Genomic DNA, 19,035 nt, shown 5'->3' with positions numbered 1-19,035 from the left:
TCCGCGGACGCTAGGCTGCCGGGCGAGGGGTGCGGCGGCGCAGCCGGCCGATCACCACGAGCAACGTCCAGATCAGGATGCCGCCAACGGCCGTGAGCCAGGCGGCCACCTCGATGGCCCAGCCGGGCGGCTGGAAGGTGACGGTGACGACCTCGCCCACCGAGGACTGCGGAATATCCAGCCCGAGGAGGAAGCCGTCCACAGGCTCCGTGGTGAGGGTGGCGTTCTCGGCCGAGTATCCCGGCCAGGCCAGACGGCTCAGGGCCACGGTGCCCCCGTCAGCGGGCGCTGAGAGCACCTTCATGGTCACAGACGTGTCGGTCTGGGACAGTGTCTCCACGCTGGTGCCGTCGCTGGACCACACGACGTCACCGGCGGCACCGACGGGTTCGTCACGGCTCCAGACCACGGTCAGCCCGGTGTCACGCAGAATGCTCCATCCGTCGGGCGGGCTGAGCCACTCCTCGTCGTCGAAGGCGACCTTGAGAATCTGGATGTTGTCGATCGAGAGCTGGTCCACCAGCAGCATCCCGGTCGCATCGCGCGGCTCGAACAGGGTGGTCAGCAGCTCCGGGCAGGTGCCGCCGAGGTATTGCAGGCACAGCGTCGAGTTGTACGCGGCGAAACCGATCAGCTGATAGCGGTTCTGCACCTGCGCAGGGCTGAGGTACCACGTGTTGGCCATCAGGGTTTCCTCCCAGGCCGCTGGGTCGCTTCCGTACGCCAGGGGGTCGCCGACCACGAGGACGTCGCCGTCGACACCCTCGAGCACACCCTTGGGGATGCTCGTGTCGGCGGGGACGTTGTTCATTGACAGCGGGCTCGAGTTCGTGTCGTAGTGCTGGGCGGCGGTCAGCACCAGGCTGACGGCGACGGTGACGGCCGCGACGCTGGCCCAGACCGAGCTCTCCTGGCGACCGGAGCGGCGGAGCAGCCACCAGATCGCGCCGAGACCGGCAATCGCGACCAGTCCGCTGAAGATCAGGGCGAGATAGTGCGGCGGCAGCTGTGCCCAGGACAGGTACACGGCGGCCGCGATCACGATGGTCGCGCCGATGATCCGGTTGCGGCCCGGGCGAGGCACCGCTGCGCGGCTCAACGCCACCATGGTGAGCACGATCAGGGTCAGGGCGAAGTAGGGCATGAACCGGACGGGGTAACGCAGCGGTCCGATCACCGTCGGAAGCAGCACGTAGAGCAGCGACAGGCTCATCACGATGGTCAGATCCCGCACCTGCGAGCGGTTCTGCAGGGCCTTTCGCCAGTCCACGAAGAACAGCACCGGCAGGAACCAGGCGATGTAGACGACGGGGCTGGTCGCGGTGGGACCTGACCACCACCATGAGCTCACCTGCGGGTACCCCGTGGCGATGGTGGAGCTGAAGATGCCGCCGAGGTCCACGCTCATCATGCCGTCGTTGCCGACGATGTTCACCGCTCGGTTGGTGACGGACCCCGTCAGCGCGCCGGGCAGGAAGACGGTGACGGCGACCAGAACCAGCGCGACGCCGACCCCGACGATCCGCAGGGCCTTGGCCCAGTGACGGCGGATGAGGCAGTCGATGCCGACGGCGAGCAGCACGAAGCCGATGGCGAAGACACCCTGAACGTAGCCGACGGTGACGATGAGATAGCCGGCCAGGAAAGCGGGCAGCGGGTTCGCCGAGCGCTGGGTGAGCCGCCGCAGGGCGACCCAGAAGTAGGGAATCAGCGCCCAGACCAGCAGGCCGGTCACCCAGGAGGGAGCGTCGAAATAGATCGTGAACCCGTTGAGGGTGACGGCGAAACCCGCCACGTACGCCAGCGGGGGAGCGGCACGGTAGGACCGCGCCAGGAGGTAGACGCCGCAGCCGGCGATGACCAGGAGCAGGACCTTCAGCACGGTCATGAAGACCACCGCGTTCGCGCAGAGGTAGGCACCGATGCCGATGAGCATGATCAGCGGGTTCCAGGTGCCCCACTGGCCTTCGGCCAGGTAGTTCCCGCTGGACCACACGGACGGGTTGAGGACCGGGATCTTCCCGGATAGGAGGCTTTGGCCGATGTGGTACCAGACACCGAAGGCGCCGTTTTCCGAGTCGTCCTGAAAGTAGAACCGACGGCTCCAGATCAGCGGAACCAACGCCAGCAGGCCGACGGTCAGTGCGGTCAGCGCCAGCCACTTGAGATCGGCTAGCCGGTGCGGGCCGGTGCGGTTCATGGTGGCAGCGTCTTTCGTCGGGGTGGTCGGCAGGGGCGGGACTGTCATCAGTCGGTGACCAGTGCGTCGGGGGATACCGGTGCGCTCTCGCCGTTCCGCGCGACGGCGAGGTAGATGCCGTGCACCAGAACGCCGGCGGCCGGGCCGACGAGCAGCGCCAGCATGGTGCGCTCGAGGAAGCCGACGGGCAGCAGCAGGCAGAGCACTGTGGTGACGGCGGCAACCACCCACCCGGCGGTGAAGGCGCTGTGCGCATTGCGGGAGAGCACCGCGGGGGCGCTCACACACAGGGCCCCGACGAGGGCGGAGGAGGCCACGAAGGTTGCGATGACCCAGCCCTCCGGCACGGCCTGGCCGGGGAACAGGAACGCGAAGACGGCGGGACCGGCCAGGAGCCCGGCAACGGCCAGGACGGCGCCCAGACCCAGCACCAGGGCCTCCAGCTGCAGCAGCGATCGCCAGAACCGATCCAGTCGGCCTCGGAAGAAGACGATGAGGAAGCTCTGCAGGGCCATCCCCACGACGATCAGCGGGGCCCGGGTCAGGGTGGCCGCGAGGATGACGAGGCCGAGGTCGTCGGAGGGCACCGTGGGTGAGGTGAGGCTGAGCACCAGCGGGAACCCGCTGACCATCAGTCCCATCGACGCGGCGGCGACGGTGGTGCGCACGACGTTCCACGTGAGAGCAGGCAACGCCACGTCCAGCTGCGTCTTGCCGACGACGCGGGCCCTGGCCAAGGGCCAGATGACCAGCACTGCGACGGGGAACGGGATGGCGACGGCCCACGCGAGCGGAACAGAGCCGGGCAGGAAGGCCAGAGCGATGCCGATCAACACCAGTCGCAGCAGGCCTTCGACCGCCATGAGGCCGAAGAGGGCATTCCAGTGGCCGACGCCATAGAGCGACCCGGCCAGCACGGCCAGCGGCACATAGGACGCGGCACCGACCGCCAACGGCAGCACCAGCGACCAGCCGTCGACGGGGAAGACCTGGGCCTGCCACAGCGGGGCCGTGCCCAGTACGAGCACCAGGACCACCACGAATGCGGCCAGCGCGAAGACGCCGGCGCGGTTGCGGTAGCTGGTATTAGCGGGGTCGCGCAGGTGCGTCGCCCTGGTGACCTCCTGCTGGATGCCCGAGAGCGCGGCGGCGACCAGGAAGATGAACGACCAGAACACGGCGAACACGGCGTACGGGCCGACGCCGATGGTGCGGGGCACGAGCCAGGTGATGACGTACCCGGCAATGCCCACGATCCCGGTCGCGGCGACGATGAGGATGAAGCCTGAAGACTTCTGCTTCACATCCTCGTCGGCACCGGGGGCCGTCACAGCGTCACGCACCGTTTCCCTGCATGGAGGCAACGGCATCGTTGACCGCGCCGTCGAAGCAGACCTTGCCGTCCCGTAGGACGATGCCCCGCCTGCACACCTGGGTGACCATGTCGACATCGTGGCTGACCACCAGCATGGTCTTGCCCTGCTCGGTGAGTTCCAGGATCTTCCGCTTGCACTTCTCGCGGAACGGGGCGTCCCCGACGGCAAGTACCTCGTCGACCAGCAGGATGTCGAGTTCGGTGTGGATCGCCACGGAGAACGCCAGCCTGACGAACATGCCTGAGGAGTAGTGCTTGACCTCGGTGTCGATGAACTCGCCGATCTCGGAGAACTCGACGATGTCGTTGAAGCGGCGGTCGATCTCGTCCTTGTTCATGCCGAGGATCGCGGCGTTGAGGTACACGTTCTCCCGGCCGGAAAGGTCGGGGTGGAAACCGGCGCCGACCTCGATCAGCCCGGCGACCCGACCGCGGGTGAGGATCCGCCCGGAATCCGGCCGCATCACGCCGGAGATGAGCTTGAGGAGAGTGGACTTTCCCGAACCGTTGTAGCCCAGCAGCGCAACGGATTCGCCCTCCTCGACGGTGAATCCGATGTCGGAGAGCGCGGAGAAACTCGTCGTCGTCTTCTTCTTCTGAAGCTTGGCGATGAATGATTCCTTGAACGAGTGCGTGTGCCGCAGGGTGAAGGTCTTGTCGACGCCGTCGATGATGATGCGCGGAAGGACGGGATCAGAGGTTCTGGGCAAAATGCCCCTCCAGACGCTTGAAGACGAGTTGCCCGATAGCAAGGATGATGAGCGAAATCAGCAGGCCGATCAGGCTGAAAGCAGCCAGGTGCGGCGGCTGGGGCAGTGAGCCCGACGTGGTGCTGAACCAGAATCCCGCGTGGAACAGCTCAACGGCGGATGTCAGCGGGTTGGCCAGGTAGAGGTTGAACACCCAGGGCGAGACCTTGTCCGCGACCATCGTCCAGGCGTAGAGCACCGGAGAGGTCCAGGTCGCGAACAGCAGGATGAGCTCCACGAGGTTCTGGGCGTCGCGGAACGCCACGTTGATGGCGCCGAAGAACAGGCCGAGCCCGATGGCCAGGGTGACGACGATGAGCATGCCCAAGATGATGCTTGCGATCCCGATCAGGCTGGGCACCCAGCCCGCGATCAGGCACACGACCACCAGGATCAGGACCTGTGGAAGGAAATGCACGAAGGCCACGATGACCGCGGAGATCGGGAAGAGTTCCCGAGGCAGGTAGATCTTCTGGACCAGGGCGGTGTTGTCGACGATCGACCTGGTGGCGTTGCCGAAGGCCTCGCCGAACAGGTTGATGGCGATCATGCCGGAGAAGAGGTAGATCGGGAAGTTGTCGATGCCCTTGTTCAGACCAAGGAAGAAGCCGAAGACCAGGTAGAAGACCAGGAACTGCGCCGCGGGCTTGACGTACGACCAGACCCAGCCGAGAACCGAGCCGTGATACCGGGTGAGGGTGCCTTTTCGGATCAGGAGCCGCAAGAGGTATCGGTACGACAAAGCGTCGATGAGCCCGCGGCTATGGCCGGGCACGGTGAATTCGCTGAGGTCAGCAGGAAATTTTTGACTCACTCGAACTGGTTCCGATCACTTGACTGCGTCAGGGAATGCGCGCTCCCCTCCGCGTGATGCGGCCGGAGAGCTCGCAAGATTGTAGCTGCACTTGTTCAGCGGATGGTGCGGGCGGCAGGGCTGGTCGGCCATAGCGCGTTTTCGCGGATTCGTGAAGTGCCAGCTTAGACTTCACAGTCCCCGCTCCTGAAATCCCAAAGGGGGGAGCGCGGTCGTGCCCCGGCGGCTAGACCAGCTCGTTGCGGGGGCTCGGCGACAACAGCCGGCGCCAACTCTGGCCCTGCGCGGCCTTCACCGAGCAGATCAGCAGCAGCAGCCAGCCGAATTCGACAAGCACGGTGCTCTCGGCCGCCGACGTGACCAGGAGCACCACCAGGACCAGTGGGGACCAGACGTAGACGACGGGCTTCTTGTTGGAGGCCAGCAGCCAGGACCTGATGAAGGCCAGCGCCACCAGCACGACGAACGACAGGAATCCGACCAGGCCGACCTGGAAGTACACGTCGAGGAACGCGTTGAGGGCAGAGGAGTGCTCGCTGCCGGTCACGAAGTCGAGCCAGCCGTACGGGCTTACGCTCTGGGGCCAGATTCCCGTCCAGCCCCAGCCTTCGAGCGGATGCAGCTCAACCAGGCGCCACATCTCCCGCCACAGCGACGAGCGGGTTTCGAACTCGCTGCCGGCGTTGAGCATGTCGATGATGCCGGTGCGGCCGACAAAGGCGAACAGCGCCGCGAGCACCGTGGTGCCGAGCAGGCTCAGCTGCAGCAACCACCGGTTCTCGGCGGGGGTGCGGCGCAGCCAGTACAGCGCGAGTGCGGCGATGCCGACGGCGCTCGCGACGACCACGAACACCGGGGAGTGGGTGAGCACCAAGCCCAGGAACGCCAGCGCGATCGACGCGGCGGCCCGGCCCGGACGCACCGAGCGGGACCGCAGCTCGATGATGAAGCTGATCGCGGCGATCAGGGACACCAGGCCGAGAACGTTCCGTGACCCGAATATGCCCTGGATGGGTCCGAGCAGGCTGATGTTGCCCTGGATGCCCAGGAACACGATCGGCAGATCCAGGAGCAGGCCGGACAGCACCTCGAGGGCGATGGACAGGCCGAGCAGCAGCCTGAGCACATCACCCGTCGCCCGGACGATCTGGATGGTGTCGCGCACCAGGGCGACGTAGATCGCGAGGAAGGCGAAAGCCAGTTGGTAGGCGATGCCGGCGACGGTGTACAGGGCATACCCGCTCCAGAGCACTGACAGGGCGCACCAGACCAGGAAGACCAGAATCGACAGCGGCAACAGCCCGTGCCATTCGATGCTGTGCCGCCTTGCGATCATCGACGCGGTCGCGAGCACAACCAGGCAGACCAGCGCGGCGAGCAGGCCCGGCCAGCCGACCAGGCTGCGCACCAGGTGCGTCGAGAAGGCGAAGCCGATGATCAGGTGTGTGAGGGTGGCGCTGAATCGCGGCGAGGCCAGCACCGCGGTGATGGCATCGGGGAGGTAGGGCGGGCGGGCGGGTCCGGTCATCGACGGCCCAGGCCGAGAAGTTCCGCGTCTGCGCCGGGGCGCTTGGAGCGTACGGCCAGGATCACCAGGAGGACCCAGCCCGATTCGACGAGGATCCGGCTCTCGGCCAGGCTCTGCGCGAGCAGCGCCACCGTGAGCAGGAGCGGCAGTAGAGAGGAGATGGCGTACGGCTCCGAATCGGCGACGCCGAGCCTGGGCCGGTCGACGGCGAGGAACCAGGACCGCCACAGGGTCGAGAGGATGAGTGCGGCGAAGATGATCAGGCCGAGGATGCCCAGTTGGAGCCAGACATCCAGCCACGCGTTATGCGCCTGGAGGTATTGCACGCCCTTGCGCACGGCGAGGCCGTCGAAGGGTTCGACCCATGGCGCCCAGTAGCTCACCCAGCCCCAGCCCAGCACGGGCCGTTCGCCGGCCAGGTCGACGACCCGATGCCAGATGTCGAAGCGCCCGGTCAGGTCGTCGCTCTTGCCGAGCAGGGTCAGCAACGCGGGCGAGAACGCCACGAGCCCGACCACTGCGGCGGCCAGCACTCCAGCGGCGGTCAGGTAGAGCGGGCGCCGGCCCATCGGTGGCAGCCGTCGGGCCCAGAGAGTGAAGGCCAGGGCAAGAACGACGGCGAGCAGGGCGACCGACACCGTGGCCGACCGGGTCAGCCACAGCATGATCAGCGCCACGACCACCCAGGCGATGCCCCGGCCGCGGGCCACGGTGCCGGCGGCGAGTTGAACGGCGAACACGATCAGGGCCAGCAGGGCTATGAAGCCGAGCAGGTTGCGGCTGGCCACGATTCCCTCGATCGGACCGCCGTCCAGCAGAAGTCCGCGCGACCAGTAGAACGCAGCCGGGATCTTGCCGCTGTATTCAACCCAGAACGGCAGCACGGCGTGGCCGATGAACACGGCGACGACGACCTCGAAGAGGATCGACAGGCCGAGGATCCACCGCAGGGCGACAGCGAGGGTGCGCAGCAGTTCGGCCCAGCTGAGGCACAGGGCGAGGAACAGGGCGGTGATCGTGGTGATCCACTGCAGGGTGATGCCGATCGCGCTGGCGCCCGGATACGCTGACCAGGCGAGGGAAACCGTGGCGACGAGCATGAACGCGGCCAGGGACTTCGGGAAGCCGCGCCAGCTCCATTCGGGCTTGAGCGAGACGAGGAGACCGATGCTGCCTACCAGGATGAACACGGCGATCGCGCCGAAGCCCCACCAGCCGAGCAGGTTCCGCCAGAACTGGCCGGCCAGGACGCTGAAGAACACCAGGGTCGCGAACAGGCGAACGGTGAGACGGCTCTGAACGGCGGGCATGTGTCTAGGGTACTGGGGCGACCTCCCCTCAACCTGCTCCGATGTTCTGATACCCTATGGGGTATATAGCTGTACCGCAGTTCTCACCCCCGAAGGGACCTCCACATGACCGACATCTCGGTGACCGAACTCGCCGCCCTTGCCGACCCCGTCGTGGTCGATGTGCGCGAACCCTACGAATTCGATGCGGGCCACACGGCCGGTGCCATCCTCATCCCCCTGGGCGAGCTGAGCGAACGGCTGGGTGAGGTTCCGCGCGAGGCCCCCGTCTACGTCATCTGCGCCGCCGGCGGCCGCAGCCAGCAGGGAACGACATTCCTCGAGCGCAACGGCGTCGACGCCGTGAACGTGACCGGTGGCATGACGGCTTGGCAGCAGGCCGGTCTGCCCACGACCGTGGACGGGGCCCGGTCATGACCGCGTCGGTTCCCGTGACCGCCGTCGTGACCGCCGACGAACGCGCCGCAAGCCAGAAGAAGGTGCTCAACCGGCTGCGTCGCGCCCAGGGGCAGTTGAGCGCGGTTATCAATGCCGTTGAGGCCGGTGGCAGCTGTAAGGATGTCGTCACCCAGCTGGCCGCGGTGTCGAGCGCCCTCGACCGGGCCGGCTTCACGATCGTCTCGTCGGCCATGCGCGACTGTGTCGCAGACCCCGACAACGCCGACTCGCTCACGGTCGACGAGCTGGAGAAGCTCTTCCTCGCCCTCGCCTGACCTCACCTGACCTGCTGGAGCCCACAGCACAGCATCCCTCGGGTTTGCCCCGGCGGGTCTACTCGTCTTGCCGTTCGTCGTGCCGGCGGGTTTCGGGGTCGTGGGCGCGGTGTCTCTCGGGTGTGCGCCATTTCCCGGTCGGGTCGATCCAGTGTGGTGCTTTCACCTGCGGCAGCCCGTGCACCATCCGGATTTTCCATCCGGCGGTGTCGATGGTGTGGTGGTGGTACCAGCAGAGCAGGACCCCGTTGGACACGTCGGTTTTCCCGCCGGTTTGCCAGGGGATGACGTGGTGCACTTCGGTCCATTGGGGTGGGCAGTCGCATCCCGGGATGATGCAGCCGCCGTCCCTGGCGGTGATCATTTTGCGTTGCATCGGGCTGAAGCAGCGGGCCTTGTTGCCCAGGCCGAGGACCGCGCCGGTGCCGCCGAAGAAGATGGGTTGGAAGCCGCCGTTGTCGATCATCTGGTTGATGGTTCTCATCGAGATCGGCCCGTCAATGCCGTCGATCCAGCCCACCCCGGCCTGTGCGAGTAGGTCGGCCGCGTTCACGTGCACCATCACGGTGGGTGGCATGCCGCCCATGGTGGGGGTGCGGGGGTCCTGGGCGACCTGGACCAGGATGCCGCGGAGGATATCGGCGCGCTTTTCGCCGCCGGTGCGCTCGTCGATCACCTCGCCCGGCACCAACTCTCCGGCCTCGATCCGCTGCTGTTCCTCGGCGGAGGGGAAGGCGGGTGCGGAGCGGGCCGATTGGAACGTGTTGAACAGGTTCTGGATCACCCCCTTCAACTCCGGCGTCACGCCACCGCGCAGGGGGTGGAGGCCCCGGGCGAGCTCACCGAAGGAGATGGTGGATGTGGCTTCGAGGGTCGTCTCGTTCGGGGCGAGCCCGTCGGGGTTGAGCAGCGCTTGCATCCGCACGGCCAGGGGCCGGAGGTCATCAGCCGGGTAGGTGAAGCCGTCCGAGTCGCGGAGCCGGCGGATCGGCCCGGTGAACCCAGACGGGACACCGCCGCCCACGCCGGGCTCGGTATCGGTATCGGGCTCGCTCTCGCCAGGGCCGGGGATGCGGTCGAAGACCGACCCGGTGGCTCGTTCGACCAGGCTGATCTCGGCGGATTCGACGTCGGCCTGGTCGGCGTCGAAGCGGCCGTGCACCTTGAAATCGGTCAGCCCCTTCACGATGTTCTCGGCCGCATCAACCCCGAGTTCGCCGGCTTTCAACGCGGCGGCGACCGCGGGGAACTCCGGCTCCAGCACTTGACCGCCCAGCACCCTCGGGGCAACCTTCTCGCCCAGGGCGAGTCGTCGTTTCATCTCCTGCCGCGAGGCCAGGGTCAGCCGGGTGAGCAGGTCGTTCTGGTGCGAGGCGCCCAGCCGCCAGGCCATCGAGTCCCGGCCCAACCCGGGCCGGGACCGGTAGCCGACCACCGTCGCGGCACCGACCCGGGCCGCGTCCACGGGACGCCCGGCGTGTTCGACCATCTGGGTGAACGCCACCACCTCCGCGTCGCTGAGCGCGTCCAGGTCGATCGACGCCAGCACCGCCTGCACCATCCCCGCGGCATCCTCGAGGACCCGGAGTTTGTCACCGAACGCACCGGTGTGGGCGCGTTGGACCCCGGGAAGTTCGGCCGGATCCCGCCACACGGGCTGCCCCACACTCGGGCCACTCCGCGGGTGGCCAGGATGAGTGCCCCGCGACCCACGAGCCCGAGTGCGGCCCGGCCTGCCGGCATCGGTGTCGCTGGGGCCACCTAGATTGCCAGCATCCGGGCCCGCAGCATCCAGCCCAGTGACATCCGGAGCCGGAGCGGCCAGAGCGGTGTTCCAGTCGTGGGGATTCGTGCCGGCGGGAGGAGTTCCCGTCGGGGTGGTGGAGCCGAGTAGCTCTTCGTCCATACCCCCATTCTCCCACGAATCAAAGATAAATGTGAAGAAATGTCAAGTTGTGCACAGAGGAGTTTCGAATCTTTTTCTGAAGCGGCATTGCCGGCTCACTGGGCCTGAGGTGGGGCCCCCGTAGATCGGATCGCCGTCAGGTCGGTGCGCTTAGGAGAACCCGGCGCCGCCCTCGGCGAGGAGCGCGAGGCGGTGCAGGGTCTCGGCGTTTCGCAGCTTGATGGCGGGGCTGCGCAGGGTCACGGGGACGAACCGGCCCGGACCGGCGGTGGCGTCCTCGCTGATGCGAACGACGCAACCGTTGCCGCGTGGTTTGACGTCCACGGCCACGTGCGCCTCGCCGATCGGCCAGCCCCGCGCCTTGAACAGCGCGTGCCGCGGCGGGTCCCACTCCAGAACTGACGTCGTGTCGTCGATCAGGGCCGGCCAGACACCCACCGAGTGATGGATGGCGCTTCCCACGGTCGGCCACGCCGCGTCGACATCCCGCATCCGGGAGGCTCCGACAACCCAGCTCGGGTACAGCCAACCATCGGCCAGAACGGCGAACACGTTCTCGGGCGGGCAGTTCATGGTGCGATAGTTCTCGGCCACAGTGTCACCTATTTCCGGTTGTCGGGGAGAGGTCGGGTGCCGTCGGCACCCCGAGGTCGTGTCGAAGAGCGCTCAGAGCAGCGTGCCAGCCGGCGAGACCGTGCACGCCGGGGCCCGGGGGAGTGGACGACGAGCACAGGTACACGCCGGCCAGCGGTGTGCGCCACGGGTCGGGGGAGAGGACCGGCCGACGCACAAGCTGGGTGAGGCTCACCTCACCGGCCGAGATGTCGCCGCCGACGTAGTTGGGATTGTGCTGCTCGACCTCCGTCGCGGTGCGACTCGCGCTGGCCAGGATCGTGTCGCGGAACCCCGGAGCGTAACGCTCGATCTGCCGCACGATCGCTTCGGTCTGGTCGACGGTGGACCCACGCGGAACGTGGGTGTACGCCCAGAGCGTGTGCCGGCCTGCCGGGGCCCGGCTGGGGTCGATGCCGCTGGGCTGGGAGACCAGAACATACGGGTCTTCGGCGTGCCGGCCCCGCGCGACGGTGTTCTCCGCCCGCCGGATCTGCGCCCGGGTGCCGCCCACGTGCACGGTGCCCGCCGCCCGCAGCCCTGCTGCCGTCCACGGCACCGGATCAGACAGGGCGAAGTCCACCTTGGCGACACCGTTGCCGTATCGGAAGGCCCGCAGCCGGCGCGCGTATCCGGCGGGCAGTTCCCCCTCGGCGAGCCGCAGCAGCGCCCGCGGTGTCAGGTCCAGCATCACGACGCGGGCCGGCGGCAGGTCGCTCAACCGTCGAACCTCGGTCGACGTCACGATCTCGCCACCGTGGGCGAGTAGGTCGTCCACCAGCGCGGTCACGATCGCGCCGCTGCCGCCCACCGGGATCGGCCAGCCGCCGGCGTGCGCGTACGTGGCGAGGGTGAGCCCGGCTCCGGCGGTGGCGATGCTCGGCAGCGCCCGGATCGTGTGCGCGCTCACGCCGGTGAGCAAGGCGGGCGCGGCCTCGCCCGAAAAGCGCAGGTTCCAGAACGGGCTGCCCTGCTCCAGCGACCGCACCCCGAAGCGGAACGCGGTGACCGGATGCTTCGGCAGCCGCAGCAGCTGCCCGCCGGTGAACTCCGCCACCTGCTCGGAGTGGGCCACCAGGGGAGCGAACAACCGGTTCCAGGCCGCGCCGTCCCGGCCCAGCTCGGCGACGGTGCGGGACAGGCTCTGGTAGGCCAGCCCAGCGGTGCCGCCGGGCAGCGGATGTCCGTAGGAGACCTCCGGGACGACCAGCCCGATCCGGTCCGCGAGCTGGAACCGCGCGAAGAACTCGGAGGCGAGCGCGAGCGGATGCACGGCGGAGCAGACGTCGTGGTGGAAGCCCGGCAGGGTCAGCTCCGCGGTCGCTGCCCCGCCACCGACGCTGGCGGACTTCTCATAGACGCGCACCGACAACCCGGCCCTGGCCAGCGTCACCGCGGCGGCGAGCCCGTTCGGTCCGGAGCCGACCACGATCGCGTCGACCTCGGGGGCGCCGCGGCGCACCGTCACCGTGTCACCGTCATCCGCTGCCCAGTCGTCGTGGTCATGGGGACAGTCTCGCGCAGGGCGCCGACATCGTCCAGCGAACCGGGCCGGCTAGCCGACCGTGGCCTGCGACCGGCCGGAACGGAGCTTCGCGACACGACGGCTGAACCCCCACTGCGTGACCCGCAGCATCGCCTCGACGACGATGGCCTGGCTCATCTTCGACTCGCCGGCCTCCCGCTCGCGGAACTCGATGGGCAATTCCACGACCGAACGGCCCTGATCGAGCACGCGCAGGGTCATATCGACTTGGAAGCAGTAGCCCTTCGACGACACATCCGCGAGGTCCATCGCCGCGATCGTCGCCGACGAATAGACCCTGAACCCGGCCGTGATGTCCTTGAGAGTGAGCCCGAGCATCAGGCGGGCGTAGGTGTTCCCGCCCCGGCTGAGGAGCTGCCGATGCCGGGGCCAGTTGACCACGCTGCCGCCGGGCACCCACCGTGAACCGACGGCGAGGGACGGGGCCCCAGGTGCGTCGGAGGCGACCTGAGCGATCATGTCGGGCAGCCGCTCCGGCGGATGGGACCCGTCGGCATCCATCTCGATCAGGTAGTCGTAGCCCCGCTCAAGGCCCCACCCGAAGCCCAGGACGTAAGCCGAACCCAATCCCAGCTTGCCGGTGCGGTGTTCGACCTTGATCCGGTCGTCCGACCCAGCCATCCGGTCGGCCAGCTCCCCGGTCCCGTCCGGGCTGCCGTCGTCGACGATCAGGACATGGGCGCCTGGCGTCGCCGCCAGCAGCCGCGCCACGATGCTCTCCAGGTTCTGGAGTTCGTTGTAGGTCGGGATGATCACCAGACTTCCGAAGCCAGCGCGGGCGTTACCTGTGGTTGGCATGCGGAAGAGCTTAGTTTGTCCGCCTGTCTGATCCCTCTGAGGCCGGCACGGATGCGTCGGTCAGACGAACGCGGCCAGGCCGGTGATGCTGCGGCCCACAATCAGGGTGTTCATCTCCTGAGTGCCCTCGTAGGAGTAGATGGCCTCGGCGTCGGCGAAGAACCTGGCGATGTCATAGTCCAGCACGATGCCGTTGCCGCCGAAGAGCTCGCGGCACCACGACACGGTCTCTCGCATCCGTGAGGTCGTGTATGACTTGGTCAGGGCCGAGTGCTCGTCACGCTGGGTGCCCTCGTCGAGCATCTGGGAGACCCGCACCACCATGCCCAGGCTCGCCGTGATGTTGCCCAGGCTCTTCACGAGCAGGTCCTGCACCAGCTGGTGGCCGCCGATCGGCTTGCCGAACTGCACCCGCTCGACGGCGTAGGCCGCCGCGGCCTCGTAGGCGCCGATGGCCAGGCCGACGGCCGCCCAGGACACCTCGGCGCGGGTGAAGCGCAGCACCCGGGCGGTGTCGCGGAACGAGTTCGCGTTCTGCAGCCGGTTGTGCTCGGGCACCTCCACGTTCGCCAGGGTGATGTCGGCGTTCTGCACCGACCGCAGGCTGATCTTGCCCTCGATCTTGGTGGCCGTGTAACCCGCGGTGTCCGTCGGCACGATGAAACCCTTGACGGCGCCGTCCGCAGTGTCCTTGGCCCAGACGATGGTGATGTCCGAGAAGGTGGCGTTGCCGATCCAGCGCTTCTGGCCGTTGAGTACCCAGGTGTCTCCGGTCAGGGTCGCTGTCGTCCGCAGCCCCTGCGCGGAATCCGACCCGCTCAACGGCTCGGTGAGGGCGAAGGCGCCGACGATCTCGCCGCTGGCGAGGCGCGGCAGCCACAGTGCCCGCTGCGCCGCCGATCCGCACGCGGCGATCGACCCGGCGACGAGCCCGTTCTGCACGCCGACGAAGGTGGCGACGGATGCGTCCACCCGCGCGAGCTCCAACGCGACGAAACCGCGGAACACCGCCGAGTTCTCGAACGGACGGGTTTCCTCCCATCCGAACGAGTACGCGCCGAGGGCGCCGAGGGGCTTGATGATCTCGGACGGGAACTCTGCCCGCTCCCAGCATCCGTTCACGACCGGCCGCACATCCGACTCGAGATAGGAGCGGATGCGCGAAAGCGCCGCCTTCTCCTGATCCTCGAGGAGGTTCTCGTACCCGAAGAAATCACTGCTGAGCGGTTCGAAAGTCATCTGGCTCCCTTGCACGATGATGCCCGGCGCGCGCCTTGGCACCGGGACGTTCAGCCTAGGACGGGGCGCCGCGTGAACGAAAGCGGTTGGTAGTTTGGTCTAAACCCGAGGTTTAGGAGCCATGCATGTTTGTGGGCATCAGCAACACACCGCGCGATTACGCCTGGGGTTCGCCAACTGCGATCGCCGCGCTCCTGGGCCGGCCGGCCTCCGGCGGCCCGGAGGCCGAGCTCTGGCTCGGCGCCCACCCCGGCAGCCCCTCGGTGATCGCCGACCCCGCACTCACCGGGGGAGCGGCCACCCTCACCGAATGGATCGACCGGGACCCGGCCGCCGCGCTCGGCGCCGCTCACGCCGGAGCGGGCCGGCTGCCGTTCCTGATGAAGATCCTCGCCGCCCACAGCCCGCTCTCCCTGCAGGCACACCCGTCGCCGGATCGCGCAGCTGCCGGGTTCGCGCTCGAGAACGCCGCCGGCATCCCGATCGACGCCGCCGACCGCAACTACCGGGACCCGTTCCACAAGCCGGAGATCATCTTCGCGCTCAGCGACACGTTCCAGGCGCTGTGCGGTTTCCGCGACCCGCGGCAGATCCGCTCCATCCTCGCCGAGCTGCGCGCGCTGGACGCCACCATGGACGACCCGCAGCCCGCTGCACTGCTCGGCCTGGAGAACCGCCTGGTAGGCGACGAGGCGATCCACGACGTCGTCGACTGGCTGCTGCGCGACGGCCGCGGCGGCGACACCGGTGAGGTGTCCTGGCTGGTCGAACGGGTGGTGGCGCTCGCCGAGCAGGCCGCGTTCCTGATCGAGGGCGGCGCCAGGGTGAGCTTCGCCGCCGAACTCGACACGGTCCGTTCGCTCTCGGCCGCGTACCCGGGCGACCCGGGCATCGTCATCTCACTGCTCACCAATCTGGTGTCGCTGAAGCGCGGCGAGGTGCTCTTCCTTCCGGCCGGCAACATCCACGCCTATCTGTCCGGGCTCGGCGTGGAGGTGATGGCCGCCTCAGACAACGTGCTGCGCGGCGGGCTCAGCCCCAAGCACATCGACGTCGACGAACTGCTCGAGGTGCTCGACTTCGCGCCGCTGCCGGTGCCCTACCTGGCCCCCGAGCTGCAGGCCGACGGCGTCGCCGTCTACAGGCCCGACGTGCCCGACTTCGAGCTGGCCCACATCACGGTGCCGGCGGATGCGTCCACCACCGAATCCGGTCAGGGCGGCGTGCCGATGCGGCAGGTGAGCCTCACCGGCCCCGCCATCGCCATCTGCACCGCCGGCCGGTTCCTGGTCGCCGGTGCGTCGTCGTCGATCTCGTTGGCCAGGGGAGAATCCGTCTACATCACCCCGGACGAGGGCACCGTCACCTTCGCGGGCTCCGGCGAGGTGTTCCTGGCCACCACGCCGTAGTCCCATCCTGGCGAGCCGGAGTCGCCGACGACGGGGACCTGGTTGTCCGGGGCGGGCCGGCGTGCGCCGAAGGTCCGGCGGTACGCCGTCGGAGTGGTCTGCAGGCTGCGCACGAAATGGTGCCGCATCACGCTCGCGGCCCCGAACCCGGTCTGCGCGGCGATCAGGTCGAGCGTGTCGTCGGTCTGCTCGAGCAGCTGCTGCGCCATGATCAGGCGCTGCCGGTTCAACCAGGCTGTCGGGGTGGTGCCGAGCTCGGCACGGAACCGGCGTGCGAAGGTGCGCGGCGACATCAGTGCGCGCCGGGCGAGCTGGTCGACGGTGAGATCCTGGTTGAGGCTCTGCAGCATCCAGTCGGTGATCGTGGCGAAGGAGTCGCTGCGCTGTTCGGGGATCGGCGCCTGGATGAACTGGGACTGGCCGCCGTCGCGCTGCGGCGGCACCACCATGCGACGGGCGATCACGTTTGCGGCCGCGGCGCCGAGTTCCCGGCGCACCACGTGCAGCGCGGCGTCGATGCCGGCGGCTGTCCCGGCGCCGGTGACCACATGCCTGTCGTCCACGAAGAGCACATCAGGGTCGACGGTGGTGTTCGGATAGGACTCGGCGAGGGCGTCGGCGTACATCCAGTGGGTGGTGCTGCGCCGGCCGTCCAGGATCCCGGCGGCGCCGAGGATGAACGCGCCGCTGCAGACGCTGAGCACCCAGGCGCCCCGCGCCTCGGCCTCCCGCACCACCCGGAGCACGTCGGGGTGGATCTCGCTGCCGGCCTCGTAGGCGGGGATCGCGATCAGGTCGGCATCCGCCGCGGCGGTCAGGTCGTCGCGCACGACGATATCGAAACCGATCTTGGTGCGCAGGGCCCCCGGCACGGCCGTGACCACGTGGAAATCGAAGACCGGACCGCCGTGCGCCGACCGGTCGATCCCGAACACCTCGCAGATGACTCCGAATTCGAAGGGGGCCATTCCGGGGATGGCGACGCAGACAATCTTCTTCAGCATGGTTCTCCGGGACGTTGGCAGGAATGTGTCGGTAAGTGGCAACTCTGCCACTCGTGGCAGAAAGTCGCAAGACCTAGCGTTAGTGCCATGATCCTGTTCCTGTTTTTATTGCTGGCCCTGTCGATCTGGGCCGTGGCCGCGAGCATCCACGCGGTGCGCTCGGATGGCTTCGGCGACGCCGAGCTGGCTCGGCGCAACCGGCATCCCGAACCGTTCACGCGTGGACGATAGTCTGGTGGGAATCGGCAGCATCCGGCTGCCTCGAGAGCGCAGGGGCACCACATGGCTTGGCTTGTAACCGGAGGAGCCGGCTATATCGGTTCCCACGTCGTCCGCGCGTTCCTGGCCGAGGGAATCGACGTCGTCGTCCTGGACGATCTGTCCAGCGGTCACGCTGACTTCGTTCCGGCCGGAGTCCCGTTCGTCGAGGGCACCCTGCTCGACACCGCGCTGCTGGCCCGGACGTTTGCCGAGCACACCATCAGCGGCGTCGTCCACGTCGCCGGATTCAAGTACGCCGGCGTCTCGGTGACCCGGCCGCTGCACACCTACGAGCAGAACGTCACGGCCACCGCCCTGCTGCTCGCCGCCATGCAGGAGGCCGGCGTCGGCCGCATCGTCTTCTCGTCCAGCGCCGCCGTGTACGGCACACCGTTCACGGACCTCGTCACCGAAGAGACTCCGAAGAGCCCCGAGTCGCCCTACGGCGAGTCGAAGCTGATCGGCGAGTGGCTGCTGCGCGACCAGGCCGTCGCCGCGGGACTCGCGCACACCTCGCTGCGCTATTTCAACGTGGTCGGCTCCGGAAGTGCCCAGCTGCGCGACACCAGCCCGCACAACCTCTTCCCGATGGTTTTCGAGGCCCTGATCGATGGTCGCACTCCGCGCATCAACGGCAACGACTACAACACCGCCGACGGCACCTGCGTGCGCGACTACATCCACGTCGCCGACCTCGCCGTCTCGCACGTCGCCGCCGCCCGGCGATTGGACGAGGGCCTGTCGATCGAGCCGGTGTACAACCTCGGCAGCGGGGACGGCGTCTCGGTCGGTGAGATCATGAGCACGGTCGCCTCCGTGACCGGAATCGCGTTCACCCCGGTCATCGGTCCGCGTCGCACCGGAGACCCCGACCGCATCGTGGCGTCGGGCGAGCTGGCGGCGCGCGACCTGGACTGGAAGATGCGCCACAGCCTGGAGGACATGGTGCAGAGCGCCTGGGAATCCCGGCAGGCATCCGTCGTCTGATCGAACGACACGATTCGGACAGGCTCGGCGAGTCTGAACCCTCCAGCCCGTATTGAGGGTTTACGATCTGCGACTTGACGGAAGCGAACTACACCGGTGTAATTAGTTCTAGCGCGAAAACGTGCATGAGCTGATGGGTGGAGGCGATATGACGTTGTCCGAATATCGTTCTGGGGTACCTGAGGACTGGTTCGTCGATCCTGTACGCCTCGGCGTGCCCGGCGTTCGCAAGGAACCGTCGATTGTCGAGGGCGCGGATGACAACCCGCTCGCCTGGCAGTCCGATTCCCTGTGCGCCCAGACCGACCCTGAAGCCTTCTTCCCGGAAAAAGGCGGCTCGACCAGGGACGCCAAGAAGATCTGCTCGTCCTGCGAGGTGCGCCCCCAGTGCCTGCAGTACGCCCTCGCCAACGACGAACGCTTCGGAATCTGGGGCGGCCTGTCCGAACGCGAGCGACGCAAACTCCGCAAGCGCGCGGGCTGATCCGGACCGAACCGGCAGCACGTCCGACCCGCGAGGTCGGTCGGCTGGTTTCGGGGCGCGCCTGACCGGTTGAGCGATCTTCACCGATAACCGACCTAGG

18 protein-coding genes are annotated in these 19,035 nt (G+C 67.9%); 6 read left to right on the top strand and 12 right to left on the bottom strand.

Going from position 1 to position 19,035, the window contains the following annotated elements; genetic code table 11:
• Positions 1-10: 10 nt before the first annotated feature.
• From E3T61_RS09165 to E3T61_RS09140, 6 genes are all read right to left on the bottom strand, one after another.
• A complete protein-coding gene (locus E3T61_RS09165; RefSeq protein ID WP_134640556.1) occupies positions 11-2,248 on the bottom strand; it encodes a YfhO family protein in 2,238 nt (745 codons plus the stop codon).
• Entirely contained in the window at positions 2,248-3,543 is a 1,296-nt protein-coding gene (locus E3T61_RS09160; protein WP_166793193.1) for a hypothetical protein, read from the bottom strand. The genes E3T61_RS09165 and E3T61_RS09160 overlap by 1 nt, the downstream gene beginning before the upstream one ends.
• Positions 3,536-4,285: an ABC transporter ATP-binding protein gene (locus tag E3T61_RS09155; protein ID WP_134640554.1), complete on the bottom strand. Its 750-nt coding sequence runs from the start codon at positions 4,283-4,285 to the stop codon at positions 3,536-3,538. Before E3T61_RS09155 ends, E3T61_RS09160 begins: the two co-directional genes overlap by 8 nt.
• Positions 4,269-5,138 carry an ABC transporter permease gene (locus tag E3T61_RS09150; protein ID WP_134640553.1) on the bottom strand — a complete coding sequence of 290 codons (870 nt, stop codon included), beginning with the start codon at positions 5,136-5,138 and terminating at the stop codon, positions 4,269-4,271. The genes E3T61_RS09155 and E3T61_RS09150 overlap by 17 nt, the downstream gene beginning before the upstream one ends.
• Before the next feature lie 226 nt (positions 5,139-5,364).
• On the bottom strand, positions 5,365-6,666 hold the full coding sequence (locus E3T61_RS09145; protein ID WP_134640552.1) for an O-antigen ligase family protein: 1,302 nt from the start codon (positions 6,664-6,666) through the stop codon (positions 5,365-5,367).
• Positions 6,663-7,976, bottom strand: coding sequence for an O-antigen ligase family protein (locus E3T61_RS09140; protein ID WP_134640551.1), 1,314 nt, complete (start codon positions 7,974-7,976; stop codon positions 6,663-6,665). Before E3T61_RS09140 ends, E3T61_RS09145 begins: the two co-directional genes overlap by 4 nt.
• 105 nt (positions 7,977-8,081) lie before the next feature.
• Here E3T61_RS09140 and E3T61_RS09135 point away from each other — a divergent pair, with 105 nt between their 5' ends.
• Positions 8,082-8,393, top strand: a complete 312-nt coding sequence (locus E3T61_RS09135; protein WP_134640550.1) for a rhodanese-like domain-containing protein — start codon at positions 8,082-8,084, stop codon at positions 8,391-8,393.
• Positions 8,390-8,689: a metal-sensitive transcriptional regulator gene (locus tag E3T61_RS09130; protein ID WP_134640549.1), complete on the top strand. Its 300-nt coding sequence runs from the start codon at positions 8,390-8,392 to the stop codon at positions 8,687-8,689. Before E3T61_RS09135 ends, E3T61_RS09130 begins: the two co-directional genes overlap by 4 nt.
• Before the next feature lie 58 nt (positions 8,690-8,747).
• On the opposite strand, the gene E3T61_RS09125 is transcribed toward E3T61_RS09130, so the two are convergent.
• From E3T61_RS09125 to E3T61_RS09105, 5 genes are all read right to left on the bottom strand, one after another.
• Positions 8,748-10,595 carry an HNH endonuclease signature motif containing protein gene (locus E3T61_RS09125; RefSeq protein WP_134640548.1) on the bottom strand — a complete coding sequence of 616 codons (1,848 nt, stop codon included), beginning with the start codon at positions 10,593-10,595 and terminating at the stop codon, positions 8,748-8,750.
• A 150-nt stretch (positions 10,596-10,745) separates the two neighbouring features.
• A complete protein-coding gene (locus E3T61_RS09120; protein WP_174777001.1) occupies positions 10,746-11,189 on the bottom strand; it encodes an SRPBCC family protein in 444 nt (147 codons plus the stop codon).
• A 4-nt stretch (positions 11,190-11,193) separates the two neighbouring features.
• Positions 11,194-12,675, bottom strand: coding sequence for a phytoene desaturase family protein (locus E3T61_RS09115; RefSeq protein WP_241992479.1), 1,482 nt, complete (start codon positions 12,673-12,675; stop codon positions 11,194-11,196).
• Positions 12,676-12,762: 87 nt separating this feature from the next.
• Positions 12,763-13,551: a polyprenol monophosphomannose synthase gene (locus E3T61_RS09110; RefSeq protein WP_134640547.1), complete on the bottom strand. Its 789-nt coding sequence runs from the start codon at positions 13,549-13,551 to the stop codon at positions 12,763-12,765.
• Positions 13,552-13,611: 60 nt separating this feature from the next.
• Positions 13,612-14,790: an acyl-CoA dehydrogenase family protein gene (locus tag E3T61_RS09105; protein WP_134640546.1), complete on the bottom strand. Its 1,179-nt coding sequence runs from the start codon at positions 14,788-14,790 to the stop codon at positions 13,612-13,614.
• A 125-nt stretch (positions 14,791-14,915) separates the two neighbouring features.
• On the opposite strand from E3T61_RS09105, the gene manA reads away from it, so the two are divergent.
• On the top strand, positions 14,916-16,199 hold the full coding sequence (gene manA, locus E3T61_RS09100) for a mannose-6-phosphate isomerase, class I (RefSeq protein WP_134640545.1): 1,284 nt from the start codon (positions 14,916-14,918) through the stop codon (positions 16,197-16,199).
• Here the strand turns inward: manA and E3T61_RS09095 are convergent.
• Complete coding sequence (locus E3T61_RS09095; protein WP_134640544.1) at positions 16,127-17,203, bottom strand: GlxA family transcriptional regulator; 1,077 nt, start codon at positions 17,201-17,203, stop codon at positions 16,127-16,129. The genes manA and E3T61_RS09095 overlap by 73 nt on opposite strands.
• A gap of 87 nt (positions 17,204-17,290) precedes the next feature.
• Between E3T61_RS09095 and E3T61_RS21905 the strand changes: the two genes are divergently transcribed.
• The 3 genes from E3T61_RS21905 to E3T61_RS09085 all read left to right on the top strand — a co-directional run bounded on the left by E3T61_RS21905 (position 17,291) and on the right by E3T61_RS09085 (position 18,935).
• Positions 17,291-17,434, top strand: coding sequence for a hypothetical protein (locus E3T61_RS21905; RefSeq protein WP_166793191.1), 144 nt, complete (start codon positions 17,291-17,293; stop codon positions 17,432-17,434).
• Positions 17,435-17,485: 51 nt separating this feature from the next.
• Positions 17,486-18,451, top strand: a complete 966-nt coding sequence (gene galE, locus E3T61_RS09090; protein ID WP_134640543.1) for a UDP-glucose 4-epimerase GalE — start codon at positions 17,486-17,488, stop codon at positions 18,449-18,451.
• A gap of 148 nt (positions 18,452-18,599) precedes the next feature.
• Positions 18,600-18,935 (top strand): WhiB family transcriptional regulator, encoded by a 336-nt coding sequence (locus E3T61_RS09085; protein WP_130178162.1) that lies wholly within the window; start codon positions 18,600-18,602, stop codon positions 18,933-18,935.
• The last annotated feature ends 100 nt before the right edge of the window (positions 18,936-19,035 follow it).

This window comes from Cryobacterium lactosi, from assembly GCF_004403945.1.
Lineage (GTDB): Bacteria > Actinomycetota > Actinomycetes > Actinomycetales > Microbacteriaceae > Cryobacterium > Cryobacterium lactosi.
This window is presented reverse-complemented; position numbering and strand designations above follow the sequence as displayed.